This window comes from Bradyrhizobium sp. (assembly GCF_019244115.1).
Taxonomy (GTDB): Bacteria; Pseudomonadota; Alphaproteobacteria; order Rhizobiales; family Xanthobacteraceae; genus Bradyrhizobium.
This window is the reverse complement of the sequence record NZ_JAFATE010000548.1, coordinates 1-18,834: the sequence shown is the minus strand read 5'-3', so window position 1 is coordinate 18,834 and position 18,834 is coordinate 1. Positions and strand designations below refer to the sequence as shown.

The following is an 18,834-nucleotide window of genomic DNA, read 5'->3' as shown; positions in this document are numbered from 1 at the left end:
TGAGCGCCAGCATCTGAACCAATATCCCCGCCGTCCCTCGGTTCCCCGCCGGCATTGCGACCTTTTGCCGGTTCGGATTCCCGGCCCCCCGATGCCCGGCGCATACGGCGAAACCGATTGCAAACGGCCCCTCCGGCTCCCGGATCATTTCCCGCGTTTATGCCATTGCGAACAAAGCAAGAATCATTGACGGTCCCCGGCCATGGAAGACGGTGCAGAGGCGGCGGCCGGCGCGGCCTATCTTGATAAGCTCAACGGAGAACAGCGCCGCGCCGCCACCTACGGTGCGGGCGGGTCTGCGACCTTTGCACCGCTGCTGGTGATTGCCGGCGCCGGCTCCGGTAAGACCAACACGCTGGCGCACCGGGTCGCCCATCTGATCGCGGGCGGCGCCGATCCCCAAAAGATCCTGCTGATGACCTTCTCGCGCCGCGCCGCCGCAGAGATGACCGGCCGCGTCGAGCGGATCACGCGCAAGGCAATGGGCACCGCCGTGATGGCGGATGCATTGACCTGGGCCGGCACCTTTCATGGCATCGGCGCGCGGCTTTTGCGCGAGTATGCCGAGCAGATCGGCCTGAATCCTGCGTTCACGATCCATGACCGGGAGGACTCGGCAGACCTGATGAACATCGTGCGGCATGAGCTCGGTTTCTCGAAAACCGAAAGCCGCTTTCCGACCAAGGGCACCTGCCTTGCGATCTACTCGCGCTGCGTCAATGCCGAGGCGCCGATCGCCGAGGTGCTCGGCGCGTCCTTTCCCTGGTGCGGCGCCTGGGCCAGCGAGTTGAAAGCGCTGTTCGCGGCCTATGTCGAGACCAAGCAGCGCCAGAACGTGCTCGATTACGACGACCTCCTGCTCTACTGGGCCCAGATGATGGGCGAGCGCGCGCTCGCGGAGGATGTCGGCGCGCGTTTCGATCACGTGCTGGTCGACGAATACCAGGACACCAACCGCCTGCAGTCATCGATCCTGCTGGCCATGAAACCCGACGGACGCGGGCTGACCGTGGTCGGCGACGATGCGCAGTCGATCTACGCGTTCCGCGCCGCGACCGTGCGCAATATCCTCGACTTTCCCGGAAAATTCTCGCCGCCGGCGGCGATCATCACGCTGGATCGCAACTATCGCTCGACCCAGCCGATCCTGGCCGCCGCCAACGGCGTCATCGCGCTCGCCAGGGAACGTTTCACCAAGAACCTGTGGACCGACCGCACATCCACCCAAAAGCCACAACTCGTCACGGTGCGCGATGAGAGCGACCAGGCACGCTGCATCGTCGAGTGCGTCCTGGAGGCGCGGGAATCCGGCACCCTGCTCAAGCAGCAGGCCGTGCTGTTCCGCACCTCGAGCCACAGCGGCCCGATCGAGATCGAACTGGCGCGGCGCAATATTCCCTACGTGAAATTCGGCGGGCTGAAATTCCTCGAAGCCGCTCACATCAAGGATCTCCTGGCCGTGTTGCGGTTCGCGGAGAATCCGAGAGACCGCGTCGCCGGCTTCCGCCTGCTGCACCTGATCCCCGGCATCGGCCCGTCCTCGGCGCAGCGCGTGCTCGATCGGGTCGCCACGGATTCTGATCCGCTGGCCGAACTGTTGCGGCTGCAGGCGCCGCCGCGCGCCGGCGAACACTGGGCACATTTCATTCAGCTCGTGAGCGACCTACGCCAGACGCATTGGCCCGCGGATCTGGAACGGGCGCGCACGTGGTACGAGCCGCATCTGGGCCGGATCCATGACGACGCCGAGACCCGCCATGCCGATCTGATCCAGCTCGCGCAGATTGCGAGTGGATATCCATCGCGCGCGCGCTTTCTCACCGAGCTGACGCTGGACCCGCCGGATGCCACCAGCGACCAGTCGGGACCGCCTTTGCTCGACGAAGACTATCTGATCCTGTCCACGATCCACTCGGCGAAGGGCCAGGAGTGGAAAGCGGTCTACGTCCTCAACGTCGTCGACGGCTGCATGCCCTCGGATCTCGGCGCGGGAACATCAGCCGATCTCGAAGAGGAGCGACGGCTGCTCTATGTCGCGATGACGCGCGCCCGGGACGACCTCAGTCTGCTCGTTCCGCAGCGCTTCTTTACCCACGCCCAGCAGGCACGCGGCGACCGCCATGTCTACGCGTCGCGAACCCGCTTCATCCCTAGGTCCCTGCTCGGCCTGTTCGAGATCACCAGCTGGCCACGGGCGACCGCCGCCGCGGCGCGCCCCGCGAGCGAGGGGCCGCGCATCGACATCGGCGCCCGCATGCGCGGCATGTGGCGCTGACGCACGGCTCAGTCTTTCCCTGGCGTTCCGGGAACTACTGGCACATTCCAAAAGTTTTGAAGGCTCCGATGACAACCGTGGAGCCGGAACATGCGTCACGTCGTATTGGCACTTCTGATCGTATTTGGACCCATATCGACCGCCTTTGCTCAACACTCCGGCACCCCGCAGGAACAGCACGCCTGCTCTCGCGATGCGTCCCGCCTCTGCCGGCAGGAACTGGGCAATGACACGGCGGTGCAGCAATGCCTGCAGCAGAACCGCGCCAAGTTGTCGCGGAGTTGCAGCAACGTGTTCGCCAGCCACGGAATGTAGCCGGCCGCCTTCCGCTACGTCTCCGAGAGACGCAGGCTGCGCCAGCTAGTTCGGATATTGCCCCGGCCGAGAAGCGGACTCCTGCGCCGCGGCCTGTCCGCGTGACCGGTACACGGTGAGGACTCGCAGACACGTCTCGAGCTTGAGCCTGACGAAATCGACCTTCATCCGGTCGAGGTCGCCGGCGGTGATGCGATAGTTGGGCGCGCCCAGGAACAACAGCGCCATCGTCGAGCCCCAGGAGAAGCCCAGCGCCTTGGCCAGGATCAGGACCGGCTCCCTGTTGCTGTCGACCAGGGTGCGCTCGACGATGTCGATCGGCACGGAACATAGCAGCGACAGGGCGACGGCCGTTTCATTGAATTTCAGCGCATAGGCAAACTCAAAAACCTTGTCTTCGGTCAGCTTGCCGGCCTCGTGAAGCCTGGTCACCGTTCGCCGTGCAGCGAAATAGTCTTTTGCAGCCGGACCAAACCGCACATGCAGCGCGCTGGCAACGTCGCTGACGGTGCGCAGGACATTGCTCTCCATGTCAGGCCGTTCTCTTGCGAGCTTGTCCTTGACCTCCGCGGTGGCCTTGGCAATCAGCTGATGAAAGAGATGGGCGGGAATGTCCCGACGAAGCCCGACATGCTCGGCAAGAATGGCATCGCCCTCGGCGCGCCGCACCAGGATCTGGAAGCCGGTGGCCGAAAACTGCGCGCCGCCGTTTGCGGCAACCGACGTGACGACCTCCCGAGAACCCCGGACGACCAGGATGTCGGTAACGGCTTCGGGGATCTGCCTGCGTTCGGAGATCGCAAGCAGATGCGGCTGACCCTTGCTGCTCGCGCAGGCGACCAGCGCCGCGACGTCGAGCCGCTCCGAATGAAGCAGCACGGGCCTTGCAACATCGATCTCGTCATCGGATGCAAGCTTCCCGACAATGGCGAACGGCGCGTTGTTGCTCCGCGCGAGCTTGCCAGCCAGGCGAACGCGCGCGTCGACTTCGATTTCATCGGCCAGCCGGCCGATGATTTCGCCGAACGTTGCGATCTGCCCTTCCGAATAGGAGCCGGCGATCAGGGTGTCGGTCGTGTGCCACAAGGCACGCAGACAGCTGTCGGCAGTTCCCTTGGCAACCGCGTCTTCCAGATCTGCCAGCAACGTCGCGTATTCAATCATTCAATCGGCTCCAGAACACTTCCAGAAGAAGTGTTGCAAAGGGCCCCCGCCGGATTACTGCCGTCCCGGATTGAAGGAGTCGTAAAATTCACGCCGACGCGGACAATGGCCTTAACGACGGGCAAACAGCTTCATTAAAATCGTTCGCATTTGGCCGTCGGATCATGCCGCGCGCGTCACTGCGCGACGCGCGCTTCGTCCTTCCTGCTCACATGCCAGAGCACGACGTGGTAATGCGGCATGTCCACGCCGGGGTGACCGGCGTTGAAGTAGAAACTGACATGGTCGACCGGTCCGGCCGTGAATCCCGCCGCCTCCAGCGTCTTGTGGTCATCGATGTCCTTGATCGGGACCATGTAGACGGTGGCTACCAAACGGTCCCTGCGGTCGAAGCACAGGAACGGTCCGAGCGGCAGCGTGTCGGGCTTGACGTAGATGATGCCCAGACCCGGAAAGAATTTTGGAAAGTTCACGAGATCGCTGACGGCCTTGAAGCCGTTCCTTTCGGCGATCTTGCGCTGATTGGGCGGCGCATGGACGACGCGGTGCTTGTGCGTCTTGTGGCTTCGGTGAGTGGCAGCTCTGGCATTCCGGACCTCGCCCGATTGCGCCCTGGTCGGCGCGATCATCTCCGGCGCGGCGGGCGCTCCCTGGCCGAATTGGGCAAGCGACTGCCGCACATCGGCAAAAAGCCCGAGCAATGCGACCAGGGCTGCGGTCATCAGCACATTGCGCATCGCGACCTCCGAATGTTCTCACCGGCGCTGATTGCGGTCCCGCCACTGCAGAAATTCGCGAAATAGTCCTTCACGGTCGGGCGTATTGCCGATTGCCTTCTGATCGAGAAAGCGGCCGAACGCGCCGCGAAGCGTAATCTCCCGCTGGACCCAGCGCTCCGCCGGTCGAAATTGCTGCCACCCCTTGAGCTGCGCGGCGAGGTTCACCTCGCGCCATTTGGGATGGTGCGCGTCGCCGAGAAATTCGCCAAAGCGCGAAAACAGCGTCTGGACGAACAACTGCAGCAGCTGAAACCGATCGCTGCGGGCCGGCCAGTTGTAGGCGAAGAGCGCGGACTCGACCGCGACGGTATCGACATGCGCACCGGCGGCGATGATGTCGGGATAGTCCTGGTGCTGGAGCGTGGTTGGCACGTAGTCCTGCTGCAGCGCCTGGGCGTAGGGGATGGACAAGAAGTGAACGCCATCGATGCGGAGGTCGTGCGCGAGGACGCTGACCGGTTGTCCCGAAACCAGCAGGGCAGCTGCAATTTGCCCCTTCCGCAACTGATCCAGCGCGGCTTCCGGCCCGAGATTCAATTCGTTGATCTTCACGTCCAGACGGTTCAACACCTCGCGGCCCAGGACCGCACCAGCGCTGTCCGCTTCACCCAGATTGACGCTCTTTCCCGCAAGATCTGCCAGGCTTGCGATCTCAGGTCGCGCCAGCAAATGGAACTCTTCGACGTAAAGTGGCGTGACATAGACAAGCTTGTCACGGATGTCTCCGAACGCCCTGCTGTCGCGGAGTCGGTCGGCCAGGACAACCGGCGCAATCGCCAAATCGGCACCGGCGAGCGTGAGGACGTCGCTGAGATTGCGGATGCCGCCATTGCCCACTATCGGCAGCACCCGCAGCGCGACCTCGCCATGCGGGCCGCTCTCCTGGCCTGAGGCGAGCGTGGTCGCAATGTCCTGGGCAATGGCGGATTCGGTGCATTGCGGCGTCCCCGCCAAAAGGCCGACGGTGGTGCGGTTCTCAGCCGGACCCACATCCTTGCCCGGAGCGGTCTGCTTCCGCAGCGGCACGCCTTCAGACGATTGGGTTTGTGCAAGCGTGACCTGAACCCGTCCGCCGGACCAGGCGGCAGCCATCAAAGCCGCGAGCAGACACACCTGCACCACGCCGCAGAGTCGCATTGTTCAGAGTCTCATCATTCAAACCTGCCAGTCTCGGTAGGCCAATCCTCCCCGCGCTCTCTCAGCAGCGGGAACGAGCCTGAGCCGACAAGTCGGTCGCTCCATCGCCAAGTCCTAAGCACAACCGGCGATCCAGGTTTGTTTCGCTCTCTAACGTTCCGACATGAGCGATGTTCCGATGCGTCTGCCGATTGCCCGGAGGCGCCAGCCCGCCCAGCATCCAAGCGGCAACATTGTCCGGCACCATCATCGATGGCATGGTTTGTTGCGCTGTCGCACATGGAGCGGATCAGTGGACCTGATCATCGTCGTCGACATGCAGGTCGGCCTGCTGGACGATTCACCCAAGCACGACCTGAGCGGCGTGCTCGATCGCATCAACGCCTTGACCGCGATGGTGCGGCGCGGAGGCGGCAAAGTCATCTGGATCAGGCATTGCGGACAGCCGGGCGAGTGTTTTGAACCGCGCACGCCGGGCTGGGAGTTTCTGCCGGCCCTGATCCGGCAGTCCGAGGACATCGTCGTCGAGAAAACGTTGAATGATCCGTTTGTCGGGACACAGCTTGCGACATTGCTGGCCGACCTCGCGCCGCGTCGGGTGCTGATCGCCGGCTGGGCGACCGATTTCTGCGTCGACGCGACGGTGCGTGCGAGCGTGTCCCGCGATCAGCACGTCGTGGTCGTGAGCGACGGACATACGTTGAGCGACCGGCCCCATCTCGGGGCCGCCGCGGTCATCGCGCATCACAACTGGGTCTGGAGCGGCCTCATCAGCACTCGCTCCATCCGTCTCGCAACGACACATGAACTGCTGTCGGAGACCGCTTCACGGAGCGATACCTGATCGATCATCCGACATGACCGGATTTGATCGGAGCCGCGACCATCTCTTCGATGGGCCGTGGCGGCACCCCGGTTCATGAGTCTCCTCATGACCGGCCTTGTGCCGGGCGTCCACGTCTTTCTACCTTGCTGCATCAAAAACGTGGATGGCCGGGTCAAGCCCGGCCACGACGAAGTGGAAAAGTCAGGGCTAGCGCCCCTTGGGAACTACACCGGCATGGTCCGCCTCTGGTGTGCGCGGCCCCTGCTGGCGGCGGTCTCGCTATGGCCCGCGACGATCCGCACACCCTCCTCGATACGCTCGATGATGTTGTCGTCGGTGCAGGACTGCAAAAAGGCGACGCCGTGCTTGCGGCAGGCGGCAAGAATGCGGTCGCGCGCCATCTGCATCTCGTTTGGATAAGGCTCGCGCGGAATCGTGCGGTAGCCGAGCGACAGGCTGAGATCGCCAGGACCGATCTCGGCAAATCCGAGCCCCGGCACCGCGATGATCTCCTCGCAATTGGCGACGCCTTCCGGGCTTTCCAGCTTGACGCCCAGCAAAAGTTCGCCGTTCGGATTGAGTGGCCAGGGATCGCAGCGATCCATGTAGTCTTCGACTGGCAGGCCCCAGACTGGCGCTGCGGTCGCCTCCGATCCGCGCCCGCGCGTGCCGATACCGAGCAGTTTTTGGCCGTCGGCGTCGGTGCCGCCGTCCGTGGTGCGCACCGCGCCCTGCATGCGCGCCAGCGGCGACGGGATTTTGGGATCGATGCCGAGCGTGTTGTGCGGATAGCGGCAGGACTCCACGAAGGCCCGCACCGCATCGGCGCTTTCGGCCTGGCACAACAAAATGCCGTGCACGCCGCGGCCGAGAATCTGGCGGAACTGCCAAGCGTTGTAGCGCACATGCGCTGCGTCGATGCCATTCACCGGCGCCTCGACGATCACTGTGGGCGTCCGATGCCCCGACCGGGTCGGCCCGGCCTCGATCATGCCACGCATGTAGTCGGCGAGTCCGGTCATGTCGAACGCACCGTGCTCCATGCCGACATTCATGTAGTCGGCCCAGGTCATGGCATCGATGCGCCCCTGCGCAGAGGTCAGCACATGGCCGCTGTGCGGGCCGTCATAATAGATCGCCTGATCCTGCTCCAAAAGTTCGACGCAGCGGTTGATGCGCTTTCCCATGATGTCCGCCCTGACAATTCTTGCGGATGAAAGCTAGCATGGCGCCGCGCGACAGCGTGATGGGTCAAACAGCGAGGCAGTCATGACGAGACGGATTTTGTGCTTTGGCGACTCCCTGACCTGGGGATGGATTGCGACGCCGGATGGCGCGCCTACGACGCGCTATCCCGCTTCCGAACGCTGGACGGGCGTCATGGCCGCCACACTCGGCAGCGGTTACGACATCATCGAGGAGGGCCTGAACGCGCGCACGACATCGATCGACGATCCCGTCGATCCGCGCCTCAACGGCTCGGCCTATCTGCCCACGGCGCTGGCGAGCCATCTGCCGCTGGACCTCGTCATCATCATGCTGGGTACGAACGATGCGAAGAGCTTTTACCGGCGCAGCTCCTACGAAATTGCGCTGGGCATGTCGAAACTGGTCAGCCAGGTGCTTGCCTCGGCGGGCGGACTCGGCACGGTCTATGGCGCGCCAAAAGCGCTCGTCGTGGCGCCGCCTCCGCTGGCCTCGCTGAGCGATCCCTGGTTTCAGGGCATGTTCGCGGGCGGACAAGACAAGACGGCCGATCTTGCGAAGCACTACAGGGCGCTCGCCAGCTTCATGAAGGTCGCGTTCTTCGACGCCGGCAGCGTGGTCGCGACCGCTGGCATCGATGGGATCCATTTCACCGCAAAGAACAATTTTGATCTTGGCAACGCGCTGGCCGGCAAGGTGGCAGAGCTGTTCGCGCCCGCGGCGTGATCAGGCGCAACGCGGCCGCACCGGTGTCAGTCGAGGCATGCGGATCATCCCATGTCCGCTGTCGCGAGCGACGATCTTTGCCCCCTGATGACGGAGACGGCAACCAGTCTCTGGCTGCTGGCTCACGGGGCGGGTGACGTTACATTGCAAATGGGTATCCCCCTCCATCTGCACGGCGTTGTGAACGGCAGGCGATCGCGGACTGCGTAACGACGGCTTCGCGCCTGCGTAATGCCCGTAGTCGTCCCAAGGAACAGAAACGATCCGATGAAAACATCCTTCAACGTCGCCGAAGCGGGCCAGGGGCCCTATCGTCCGCTCGCCATCCTGCGCTGGGTCATGGTGGTGATCTTCATTTCGTTCGGCATGCAGAAATTCACGCCGCAATCCGCGGAGGGCATCGCGCGATTCATCAGCAACAGCCCGTTCGTGTTCTGGCTGCAGATCTTCGGCCTGCGCGGAGAAGCCTATGTGCTCGGCGTGATCGAACTCGCCATCGCGGGGCTCCTCGCGGCCGGCGCATTTAGCCCGATGCTATCGGCCGCGGGCGCACTGATGGGCATCGTCACCTTTGCGGTGACCTGGTCGTTCTTCTTCACGACGCCGGGAGTCGTAAGATGGAGCTGGTCGACCGATCCGATGGCTTGGAATCTGACCGGAGAGTTTTTGTTCAAGGACATCGTGCTGCTCGGCGTCTGCATCGTGCTGCTGCTCGCCTCCCTGCCGCAGTCGGTGATCAGCTCGCGCAGCGAATAAGAGACCTGCAACAGCGCCCTACTCCGCCGCCCAAACCCGGTTGGGAGATGCCGCCCGGCAACATCACAGACCAACGCTCGAGCATCGCCGTTCTGGCGAAGTCCGCCGGTCTTTCTGTACCATCGCCGCTCATGCTGGTCCTTGCCCCAAAGGACAATATCGCTCGCGGCGCGCGCGACTAGGATTGGTCTCGCCAGTTCGATCAAGATCGAGCGTGGCGGTTTGGAGGCGCCATCACCTCCGATCGAGGAGCATGCGATTTGCTGTCTCTGCATGGAGAATGCAAACGGGCCGGTTGAAGATCGCCGAGGCCGAAAACTGACCGGAGAGGCACCACCAAGCGGAAGCAGCCGGGCCATCATTTCTGAAAAGCCACAGCGAAATGCCGGCAGAAGCGATGCGTCGGGATACGAGCTCATTTCAGCTCGAAGCATGCAGGGCTGTCATCGACAAGATCTGGTACGAGGAGAAGCCCCATGAGATCAGAGTCCAGCAGGAAGAAGCACATCAAGACGTTGCTCGCCAGCTCTGCCGCAGCTGCGACCATCGTGCTCAGCCTCTCGATGGCATCCGCGCAGTCCCGTGCCGAGGGCGGCACGACTGGGCTCACGCCCGAGCAGCGGACCGCGATCCGCGCCGTCGTCAAGGACAGGCTTTCGGACGAAATGCGCGATCGGGTTGCGGATCGGCTGGCCGACGAGGCAGCAGGCGCCACCCAGCTCACGCCCGAACAGCGCAATGCGATCCGCAGCGCCATCCAGGAGAGACTTGTCAACGAGGTCAGGGCGGAGATTGCCGACAGGCTCGTGGACAGGGTTTCGGACCAGTTGCGAGCAGGCGCAACCACGGGGACGACCGGCGCGGCCGGGCTCCAGCCCGAGCAGCGGAACGCGCTTCGCAGCACCATCAGGCAGGGGCTCGCGGACGAGATGGCGGGCAGGCTCGCCGATCGGGTCGGCGAGGAGGCGGCCGGGGCGACGCAGCTCACGCCCGACCAGCGGAACGCCATCCGCAGCGCGATCCGCGACAGGCTTGCCGACGCGGCCAGGGCGGAGGTCGCAGACAGGATCGTGGACAGGATCGCCACGCAGATGCGAGGCTCCGGGACTGCGGGGACAATCGGCGCGGCGGGCGGCGGAGCGGGCGGTGCGGCAGGGCTCACCCCCGAGCAACGGAACGTCCTTCGTAGCGCCATCAGGGAGAGGCTTGCGGACGAAGTGCGGGAGAGGGTCGCGGATCGACTCGCCGACGATTCGGCGGGCGCGACCCAGCTCACACCCGAGCAGCGGAGCGCGATCCGCAGCGCAATCCGGGAGAGACTTGCGGACGCGGTCAAGGCGGAGGTTGCGGACAATCTCGCGGATGGGCTTGCGGAGCAGATGCGGTCGAGCGCGATTAGCGGAGCCCAGCTTACACCGGAGCAGCGGAGCGCCATCCGCAGCGTCATCAGAGAGAGGCTTGCCGACCAGATGCAAGGAAGACTCGCGGATCGAGTTAGCGACGCGGCGGTCGGCGCGATCCAGCTCACGCCGGAGCAGCGAAGCGCCATCCGCAGCGTCATCAGAGAAAGGCTTGCAGACGAGGTCTCGTCGGGGATCGGGGAGAGGTTCGCCGACAACCTTGCGGACCAGATGCGAGGGAGCACGGCCGGCCCGGCTGCCGGCGGAGCGCAGAGGCTCACCTCGGACCAGCGCAGCGCCATCCGCGGTGTCCTCAGCGACCGGCTTGCGGACGCGATGCAGGGACGGATCGCGAGCAAGGTCAGCGACGACGCGGCTGCCAGCCTCCAGCTCACGCCCGAGCAGCGTGATAAGCTCCGCAGCGTCCTTAGGGAGAGGCTTGCGGAGGAGGTGAGAACCGACCTTGCCGACAGGCTTGCGGACCGGGTCGCCGACGAAATGCAGACGAGGACCGTGGGCCAGAGTCGTTGATCAGGTCTCGCTAGGGCGCGCGTGGATCAGTGGTGCTTCACGAGTCCTACTCCGCCGCCTGCCGCACGTGGCGGGCGGTGGGAGTGCGCATGGTCACGAGTTCTTCGGCCGCGGTCGGGTGCAGCGCGAGCGTGGCGTCGAAAGCCGCCTTGGTCGCCTTCATCTTCACGGCGATCGCCACCGCCTGGATGATCTCGGCGGCGCCATCGCCGACGATGTGGCAGCCGAGCACGCGGTCACTCGCGCCGTCGACCACGAGCTTCATCAACACGCGCGTGTCGCGGCCGGACAGCGTCGCCTTGATGGGGCGGAAACTGGTCTTGTAGACGTCGACATGGCTGAACTGCACGCGCGCCTCGGTCTCGGTCAGCCCGACGGTGCCGACTTCGGGCTGGCAGAACACCGCGGTCGGTGTGTCCCTGTGATCGACCTGCACGCTGCGACCGCCGAACACCGTGTCGGCGAAGGCATGGCCCTCGCGGATGGCGACCGGCGTCAGATTGAGGCGGTGGGTGACATCGCCGATCGCATAGATGTTGTCGACCGACGTTTTTGAGAAATGGTCGACCGCAATGCCGCCATTGACCGGGTTGATGGCGACGCCGGCATTCTCCAGGCCGAGATTGGCGACGTTCGGATGGCGGCCGATCGCGAACATCACCTTGTCGGAGGCGATGCTCGAACCATTCGACAGATGAGTGGTGAAGTCATCGCCATGCCGGTTGACGCTGGTGACGGTGCAGCCGGTCAGGATGGTGATGCCCTCCTTCTCCATCTCGCCGCGGACATGGGCGCGGACGTCGTCATCGAAGCCCCGCAAAATGTTGTCGCCACGATAGATCACGGTGACGTCGGAGCCGAAATTCGCGAAGATGCAGGCGAACTCCAGCGCGATGTAGCCGCCACCCTGGATCACGATCCGGCGCGGCAGCTTTTCAAGATGAAACGCCTCGTTGGAGGAGATCACATGCTCGATGCCGGGAATGACAGCGCCATGATTTGGCGCGCCGCCGGCGGCGATCAGGATATATTTCGCACGGATGGTCTTGCCATCGAGCAGGCGGACGGTGTGCGCGTCTTCCAGCACCGCGCGGGTCTTGACGATGCGCGCGCCGGATTTTTCGACGTTGGCGGTATAGGCCGCTTCCAGTCGCGCGATCTCCTTGTCCTTGTTGGCGATCAGCGTCGGCCAGTCGAAGGTCGCGTTCGGAATGCTCCAGCCAAACCCTTTGGCATCGGCGAGTTCCTGGCGGACATGCGAGCCGATGACGAACAGTTTTTTCGGCACGCAGCCGCGGATCACGCAGGTGCCGCCCATCCGGTATTCTTCGGCGATCATGACGCGGGCGCCGTGGCTCGCCGCGATGCGGGCGGCGCGGACGCCGCCTGAACCGCCTCCGATCACGAACAGGTCGACGTCGAACTCAGCCATCTCAGAACCTCGTTCCAACGTCGACCTGAGTGTTTGGTCAGATCTGCTTGCCGCGCTTGCGCATCTCGGCGCGGAACTGCGCGTTGACGGTCTCGGAGAATTGCTGCGCCCATTGGTTCATGTAGGACATCGAGAACTGGATGGCGCGGGGCTCGTTGCTGAGCAGCTTCTGGCCCAGCGGCGACTTGTAGAACGTCACGAGGTCCTTCAGTTCCTGCTCGGAAAACTCGTTGCAGTAGATCTGCGCCATGCCCTCGCCGATCTCCTTCTCCTTGCCGGCGAAGGCCTGCGCCACCACGACCGCGACGTCGTTGAGATCCTTCTGATAGTTGAGATTCTGCTGGATCAGCGCATCCTTGGTCTGCTGCACGATGCCGGGAACGGCGTTGCCGTACATCGCCCCGGCGTTTTTCAAGGCCAAAATTTCCCTGGCCGCAGCCATCGCCGCCGGCGTTCCCGGCTTGAGCGGCGGCGGCGATCCCTGCTGCTGCGCGGTGGCCGGAAGCCCGAGCAACGCCAGCCCCAGCACAAGGCCGGCGGCCGATAGCATCCTCAATACGCTCTTCATTCCTAGTCTCCCCTGAGCTTTGCGGCCTTACGTCCGCTCCACGACGCGAATTCCTTCCGCGCTCGCCAACACGGCCATGCTGGCCAGTCCAATGAACAAACCGTGTTCCATCACCCCGGGTATCCGGCTCAAGCTATCTGCCAGATGCGGGGCATCGACGATCCGCCCCAGATGGGCATCGACAATCCAGTGGCCGCCGTCGGTGACAAAAACGTGGCCATCTTTGGCCGTGCGCAACACCATTTGCCCGGAAACGCCGCATTGCGCAAATGCCTGGCCCAGCGCACGCCGCGTCGCCGCCAGACCGAAGGGAACCACTTCGATCGACAGCGGAAAGCGGCCGAGTGTTTCCACCCATTTCGTCTGATCGGCAATCACGATCATGCGATTTGATGCGCTGGCAACGATTTTTTCCCGGAGCAGCGCCCCGCCGGCGCCCTTGATGAGGCAAAGCGTCTGATCGATCTCGTCGGCGCCGTCCACCGTCACATCGAGGCTGTCGACCTCGTCCAGTGTCGTGAGCGGAATGCCATGGCGCTCAGCATCGCGCCGCGTGGCCTCCGACGTCGGCACGCCGACGATCTTCAGTCCGCCCGCGACCCGCTCGCCGAGCAGCTCGATGAAATGTTTCGCCGTCGAACCGGTCCCGAGGCCCAGGCGCATGCCGCCCTGCACCTCTTCGAGCGCGCGCGCCGCCGCCTGCCGTTTCAGCGCTTCCATGTCCATGTGCAAAAGCCCCCGCAAGCCCCGTTTTCGGCGGCCTGTCTAGCTTTGTTTTGCGTCGGGGAATAGCGCTTTTGGCGCGCAGAAAGCATCGGATTCGGCGCTATTCGCCACCACCTGGTCCATTGCGGCCTGGATCGCGGCGAATCGGCCGTCGACGTGTTCACGCATGTTCGGATGCGTGAACAGGTACAATTCGTTGTCCCTGATCGCACCGAGGACACGCGCGGCCACCTCGGCGGGGTCGAGCCCCGCCTCGATGCGTTTTGCGATCTCGGCGATCATCAGCGCGGACGGGCCCGCCGGATCGAGCGCTGGCGGCTCGCCATAGCGCTGCGGCCGGTTGCGCCCACTCTCGCCGATCCGGGTGCGCACGAAGAACGGGCACAGCACGGTCACGCCGATGCCATGCGGCGCGAGCTGCACCGCAAGTCCCTCCGACATCGCCACCACGGCGAACTTGCTGGCGGCGTAGGGGCTGAAGCCGAGCCCTGCATTCATCCCGGCCATCGACGCCGTATTGACGACGTGTCCGCCTTGGCCATGCGAGCGCATATGCGGCAGGAACGAGCGCAGGCCGTGCACCACGCCCATCAGGTTGACGTCGATGACCCAGCGCCAGTTGTCGATCGAGATGGCGTCGATGCCCCCGCCGGCCGCGACGCCGGCATTGTTGCAAAGCACATGGACCTTGCCGAATGCCGCAAGCGTTTCCTGTGCGGCGCGCTCGACGCTGTCGGGATCGGCGACATCGCAGACGACGCCGCGCACGGTGTGCGGAGCGAGGCACCTGACGGCCGCCGTCAGCACATCCTGCTCGATGTCGGCCAGCATCACCTTCATGCCGGCTTCGCCGAAGGCTTTGGCCATGGCGAGGCCAATGCCGGACGCCCCGCCGGTGATGAATGCCGTCTTGCCGCGAAGCTCCTGCATCGTCTCTCCCCATATTTTGCCACGTCGGTAGCATACTGCGCTTGCATCGTCGAACCAGGATGGATAGCGAGAGGCGGGATGAGCATGGACAGCACCATCGTCTTCGACCTCGACGGCACGCTCGTCGACACCGCGCCCGACCTGATCAACGCCCTCAATCATGTGCTCGACCGCGAGGGCCTGCCATCCGTGCCGCTCGCCGCCGCGCGCAACATGATCGGCGCCGGGGCACGCAGGCTGATCGAACGGGGGCTGGAGGCCGACGGGCGCCAGGTCGGGCCTGACGATATCGCCCGGATGACGAGCGACTTCATCGACTATTATGCCGATCACATCGCCGAGCATTCAAAGCCCTTCGAGGGCCTGGAGGACGCGCTGGACCGGATGGCAGTGCGCGGTTACTCCTTCGCGGTCTGCACCAACAAGCTTGAATGGCTATCGAAGCGACTCCTTGACGAACTCCGATTAAGTCGCCGCTTTGCCGCGATCTGTGGGGCCGACACTTTTGGCGTCTCCAAGCCGGACCCCGCCATTCTGCGGCAGACGATTGCCCTCGCCGGCGGGCAATTGGCGAGCGCCATCATGGTCGGCGATGCCGGGACCGATGTCGGCGTCGCACGCCGCGCCGGTATTCCCGTGATCGGCGTCGATTTCGGCTACACCGACACGCCAATGGCCGAGCTGAAGCCCGACCGCCTCATCAAGCATATGTTGGAGCTGCCCGAAGCGGTGGAAGATTTGATCAAAATTTCCACACCTTGAAGCAAGGTATCGTTGTCCGGGCAAACCGACTTTCCACAGGGTATTAACCATTCATTAACTATGTTTGTCCGCCCCGTTGCGCCTCTGTTCCGGCGCTCCTATGGTCTCGGCTGGGGAATGTGGCGGATTGCCACAGGGTTATGGGTGGACGAATACCATGCGTCGTGTCGTCGTGATCGCCGTGGCGGGACTGAGCCTGGCCGGCTGCTCGTCGTTTTCGCTGGATGCTTTCAAGTCGGCACCGCCGACAGTACAGGTCCAGCTCGAATCCAACCCGCCGGGCGCGGACGCAAAGACCTCGCTCGGGCCGGGCTGCAAGACCCCCTGCTCCGTCTCGGTTCCGGCGCCGGAGGGCGACAATTTCTCGGTCAGCTACGCGCTCGCGAAATACCAGACGGCGACCGTTCAGGTGCAGGTGACGCGGACCTCCGGCGGGCTCACGAGCCCCGACACGGCGGCGGCCGAGCCCAATCCCGTCGTCGCCGAGTTGCAACCGCTCGCCCCACCGCCCAAGGCCCACAAGCCGATGCGGCCGAAAAAACCCCGGGCGCCCAAGGCGGCCGCGGCACCGGCGCCGGCGGAATCCGCCTTCCCCGATCCGAATGCGGCCGCGCCGCAGCAGGCGGCGCCGAGCCGCTGATGCCGCACACGGGGCTCGCAAGGCCCCATCCATCTGCCGATTGTCCGCGGGGCCTTTGATGCCTAGATTGTCGCAAGGACCAGCCCTTGTGATAAAGCGCAGGCATGACCGAGATCATTGCACCCGCATCGCTTTCGCAGCCGATGACCGACCCGTTCGGGCGGAGCATCAGCTATCTGCGCGTCTCGGTGACGGACCGCTGCGACCTGCGCTGCTTCTATTGCATGGCAGAGGACATGACGTTCCTGCCCAAGGCCGATCTGTTGACGCTGGAAGAGCTGGACCGCCTCTGTTCGGCTTTCATCGCCAAGGGCGTCAAGAAGCTGCGGCTGACCGGGGGCGAGCCGCTGGTACGGCGCAATGTGATGTCGCTGGTGCGCTCGCTGTCGCGGCACCTCGCCAGCGGCGCCCTGCGCGAACTGACCATGACCACCAACGGCACGCAGCTCGCGCGCTTTGCCTCCGAATTGCGCGACTGCGGCATCCGCCGCATCAACGTGTCGCTGGATACGCTCGATCCGGTCAAGTTCAAGAGCATCACCCGCTGGGGCGAGCTCGACAAGGTCAAGGCCGGCATCGAGGCCGCACGGGCGGCGGGCATCGGCGTGAAGATCAATGCGGTGGCGCTGAAGAACCTCAACGAGGAGGAAATCCCCTCTCTGATGGAGTGGGCGCACGATAAGGGGATGGCGCTGACCCTGATCGAGGTGATGCCGATGGGCGAAATCGGCGAAGGGCGCATCGACCAGTATGTACCGCTGTCGCTGGTGCGTGCGCGGCTCGCCAAGCATTACACGCTGACCGACCTCGACGAGACGACCGGGGGACCTGCCCGCTACGTCCGTGTCGCCGAAACCGGCGGCACGCTCGGCTTCATCACGCCGATGACCCATAATTTCTGCGAATCCTGCAACCGCGTCCGCATCACCTGCACCGGTACATTGCACACCTGCCTCGGCCACGAGGATGCCGCCGATCTCCGCAAGCCGCTGCGGGCGTCGGCCGACAACGATCTGCTCGCCGCCGCCATCGACCGCGCCATAGGGCTGAAGCCCAAGGGGCACGATTTCATCATCGACCGCAGGCATAACCGGCCAAGCGTCAGCCGCCACATGAGCGTCACCGGCGGTTAGAGTCTCCAGCCGCAGAAGCTGCTCACCTCCGGGGAGAGGTCGGATCGCATCACAAGATGTGATCCGGGTGATCGAACCTCATCTCGTCAGTGTTTGCAGCATGCCCGGCGCTCAACCAGGTTAACCTCCTCTGCGCTCAAGTCGTTGAGGGCGCGGCAATTTGTCCATTTTCCGATTGACGGCGCAGCCTCGCGCTGAAATGGTGCGTCTGCCTCTGGTCTGCCGGCTAGGATAAGCCAGCCGCGCGTCACCGCCGCGGTCAAGACGGCAAGGCGCACCATTCGGGAGGATGTTGGCTGCAATGCTCCGGACAATGAGCCGCGAATCGTCGGCCTTTTGCGCGGCGCCGATTTGCGCTGCAGCACTCCCCTGATGTCATGACCAGGTGAAGGCGGCCGCCGGAGACCACGATGCGTCAATTGTTGGGCGTCAGCAACGCCATCGACCAGCTCAACGAGAAGATCGGCTATTTCTGCAATCTCTTGGTGCTGCTGTCCTGCCTGGTGAGCGCCGCCAACGCCATGATCCGTTATGCCTTCGACTATTCATCGAACGGCTGGCTGGAGCTGCAATGGTACATGTTCGCCATCATGGTGATGTTCGGCGCCTCCTACACCTTCAAGCGCAACGAGCATGTGCGGGTCGAGATCTTCTATCTCTTCCTCTCCGAGCGCGGCCAGCTCTGGCTCGACATGATCGGCACGCTGTTCTTCCTGATCCCGGCCTGCCTGCTGCTCGCCTATCTCTCCTGGCCGTTCTTCATGCAGGCCTATTCGGTCGGAGAAATGAGCGGCAATGCCGGCGGCCTGCTCCGCTGGCCGATCAAGTTCGTGATCCCCGCGGGCTTCGTCATGCTGGCCCTGCAAGGAGTTTCGGAGGTCATCAAGCGCATCGCGGCCCTGCGCGGCGAACTGACCATCGACGCCAAGTATGAGAGGCCGACCCAATGATTACGCTGGAGATGATGCCGCCGTTGATGTTCGGCGGCCTGGTTCTGGCGATGCTGATCGGCTTTCCCGTCGCCTTCACACTCGCCGCTGTCGGCCTGTCGTTCGGCTTCCTCGCAATCCATCTCGGCTTCTTCGACCTGAACTTTTTGCAGGCCATTCCCGGCCGCGTGTTCGGCAGCGTGCTCTCCAACGAACTGCTGCTCGCCATCCCCTTCTTCACCTTCATGGGCTCGGTGCTGGAGCGGTGCGGGCTCGCCGAGGACATGCTGGATTCGATGGGCCAGCTGTTCGGGCCGGTCCGCGGCGGGCTCGGCTATTCCGTCATCATCGTCGGCTTCATCCTCGGCGCCATCACCGGGACGGTGGCGGCGCAGGTCATCGCGATGGCGCTGATCTCGATGCCGGTGATGATCCGCTACGGCTACAACATGCGCTACATCACCGGCGTGCTGGCCGCCTCCGGGACCATCACCCAGCTGGTGCCGCCCTCGCTGGTGCTGATCGTGCTCGCCGACCAGCTCGGCAAGTCGGTCGGCGACATGTATCTCGGCGCCTGGGGCCCGTCGGTGTTCCAGATC

General features: G+C 64.1%; 19 protein-coding genes. 11 read left to right on the top strand and 8 right to left on the bottom strand.

The annotated features are described in order from the left end of the window. Positions 1-202: 202 nt before the first annotated feature. Both JOZ76_RS24205 and JOZ76_RS24200 read left to right on the top strand, forming a co-directional pair. On the top strand, positions 203-2,275 hold the full coding sequence (locus JOZ76_RS24205) for an ATP-dependent helicase (RefSeq protein WP_291702720.1): 2,073 nt from the start codon (positions 203-205) through the stop codon (positions 2,273-2,275). A gap of 90 nt (positions 2,276-2,365) precedes the next feature. Then, positions 2,366-2,590: a hypothetical protein gene (locus JOZ76_RS24200; protein ID WP_291702718.1), complete on the top strand. Its 225-nt coding sequence runs from the start codon at positions 2,366-2,368 to the stop codon at positions 2,588-2,590. Positions 2,591-2,635: 45 nt separating this feature from the next. On the opposite strand, the gene JOZ76_RS24195 is transcribed toward JOZ76_RS24200, so the two are convergent. The 3 genes from JOZ76_RS24195 to JOZ76_RS24185 all read right to left on the bottom strand — a co-directional run bounded on the left by JOZ76_RS24195 (position 2,636) and on the right by JOZ76_RS24185 (position 5,670). Further along, complete coding sequence (locus tag JOZ76_RS24195; RefSeq protein WP_291702716.1) at positions 2,636-3,754, bottom strand: DUF2336 domain-containing protein; 1,119 nt, start codon at positions 3,752-3,754, stop codon at positions 2,636-2,638. 176 nt (positions 3,755-3,930) lie between these two features. Beyond that, entirely contained in the window at positions 3,931-4,491 is a 561-nt protein-coding gene (locus JOZ76_RS24190; RefSeq protein WP_291702714.1) for a hypothetical protein, read from the bottom strand. An 18-nt stretch (positions 4,492-4,509) separates the two neighbouring features. Then, on the bottom strand, positions 4,510-5,670 hold the full coding sequence (locus tag JOZ76_RS24185; RefSeq protein ID WP_291702712.1) for a TAXI family TRAP transporter solute-binding subunit: 1,161 nt from the start codon (positions 5,668-5,670) through the stop codon (positions 4,510-4,512). A gap of 292 nt (positions 5,671-5,962) precedes the next feature. Between JOZ76_RS24185 and JOZ76_RS24180 the strand changes: the two genes are divergently transcribed. Beyond that, positions 5,963-6,514 carry an isochorismatase family protein gene (locus tag JOZ76_RS24180; protein ID WP_291702706.1) on the top strand — a complete coding sequence of 184 codons (552 nt, stop codon included), beginning with the start codon at positions 5,963-5,965 and terminating at the stop codon, positions 6,512-6,514. A gap of 206 nt (positions 6,515-6,720) precedes the next feature. Here JOZ76_RS24180 and JOZ76_RS24175 read toward each other — a convergent pair whose 3' ends face one another. Then, positions 6,721-7,683, bottom strand: a complete 963-nt coding sequence (locus JOZ76_RS24175; protein ID WP_291702703.1) for an aldolase/citrate lyase family protein — start codon at positions 7,681-7,683, stop codon at positions 6,721-6,723. 82 nt (positions 7,684-7,765) lie between these two features. Between JOZ76_RS24175 and JOZ76_RS24170 the strand changes: the two genes are divergently transcribed. The 3 genes from JOZ76_RS24170 (at position 7,766) to JOZ76_RS24160 (ending at position 11,115) form a co-directional block, all read left to right on the top strand. Next, positions 7,766-8,428 (top strand): SGNH/GDSL hydrolase family protein, encoded by a 663-nt coding sequence (locus tag JOZ76_RS24170; protein ID WP_291702701.1) that lies wholly within the window; start codon positions 7,766-7,768, stop codon positions 8,426-8,428. Between the two features lie 267 nt (positions 8,429-8,695). Beyond that, positions 8,696-9,184 (top strand): DUF417 family protein, encoded by a 489-nt coding sequence (locus JOZ76_RS24165; RefSeq protein WP_291702695.1) that lies wholly within the window; start codon positions 8,696-8,698, stop codon positions 9,182-9,184. A gap of 476 nt (positions 9,185-9,660) precedes the next feature. Further along, the gene (locus JOZ76_RS24160) at positions 9,661-11,115 is read left to right on the top strand and encodes a hypothetical protein (RefSeq protein ID WP_291702693.1); all 1,455 of its coding nucleotides are present in this window, start codon (positions 9,661-9,663) and stop codon (positions 11,113-11,115) included. Between the two features lie 46 nt (positions 11,116-11,161). Here the strand turns inward: JOZ76_RS24160 and gor are convergent, their stop codons facing one another. Genes gor through JOZ76_RS24140 form a run of 4 tightly spaced genes read right to left on the bottom strand, consistent with a single transcriptional unit; the run spans position 11,162 to position 14,771 of the window. Then, the gene (gene gor, locus JOZ76_RS24155; RefSeq protein ID WP_291702691.1) at positions 11,162-12,547 is read right to left on the bottom strand and encodes a glutathione-disulfide reductase; all 1,386 of its coding nucleotides are present in this window, start codon (positions 12,545-12,547) and stop codon (positions 11,162-11,164) included. 37 nt (positions 12,548-12,584) lie between these two features. Further along, complete coding sequence (locus JOZ76_RS24150) at positions 12,585-13,115, bottom strand: DUF2059 domain-containing protein (RefSeq protein WP_291702688.1); 531 nt, start codon at positions 13,113-13,115, stop codon at positions 12,585-12,587. 27 nt (positions 13,116-13,142) lie between these two features. Beyond that, positions 13,143-13,841: a ribose-5-phosphate isomerase RpiA gene (gene rpiA, locus JOZ76_RS24145; RefSeq protein ID WP_291702686.1), complete on the bottom strand. Its 699-nt coding sequence runs from the start codon at positions 13,839-13,841 to the stop codon at positions 13,143-13,145. 39 nt (positions 13,842-13,880) lie between these two features. Further along, on the bottom strand, positions 13,881-14,771 hold the full coding sequence (locus JOZ76_RS24140; protein WP_291702679.1) for an SDR family NAD(P)-dependent oxidoreductase: 891 nt from the start codon (positions 14,769-14,771) through the stop codon (positions 13,881-13,883). Positions 14,772-14,849: 78 nt separating this feature from the next. Between JOZ76_RS24140 and JOZ76_RS24135 the strand changes: the two genes are divergently transcribed. The 5 genes from JOZ76_RS24135 to JOZ76_RS24115 all read left to right on the top strand — a co-directional run. Beyond that, a complete protein-coding gene (locus JOZ76_RS24135; protein WP_291702677.1) occupies positions 14,850-15,533 on the top strand; it encodes an HAD-IA family hydrolase in 684 nt (227 codons plus the stop codon). 157 nt (positions 15,534-15,690) lie between these two features. After that, the gene (locus JOZ76_RS24130) at positions 15,691-16,173 is read left to right on the top strand and encodes a hypothetical protein (RefSeq protein WP_291702675.1); all 483 of its coding nucleotides are present in this window, start codon (positions 15,691-15,693) and stop codon (positions 16,171-16,173) included. Between the two features lie 104 nt (positions 16,174-16,277). Beyond that, positions 16,278-17,306: a GTP 3',8-cyclase MoaA gene (moaA, locus tag JOZ76_RS24125; RefSeq protein ID WP_291702668.1), complete on the top strand. Its 1,029-nt coding sequence runs from the start codon at positions 16,278-16,280 to the stop codon at positions 17,304-17,306. A gap of 410 nt (positions 17,307-17,716) precedes the next feature. After that, positions 17,717-18,256 carry a TRAP transporter small permease subunit gene (locus JOZ76_RS24120; protein WP_291702665.1) on the top strand — a complete coding sequence of 180 codons (540 nt, stop codon included), beginning with the start codon at positions 17,717-17,719 and terminating at the stop codon, positions 18,254-18,256. Further along, the coding region (locus tag JOZ76_RS24115; RefSeq protein WP_291702663.1) for a TRAP transporter large permease subunit at positions 18,253-18,834 on the top strand (582 nt) is incomplete at its 3' end. The genes JOZ76_RS24120 and JOZ76_RS24115, both read left to right, overlap by 4 nt.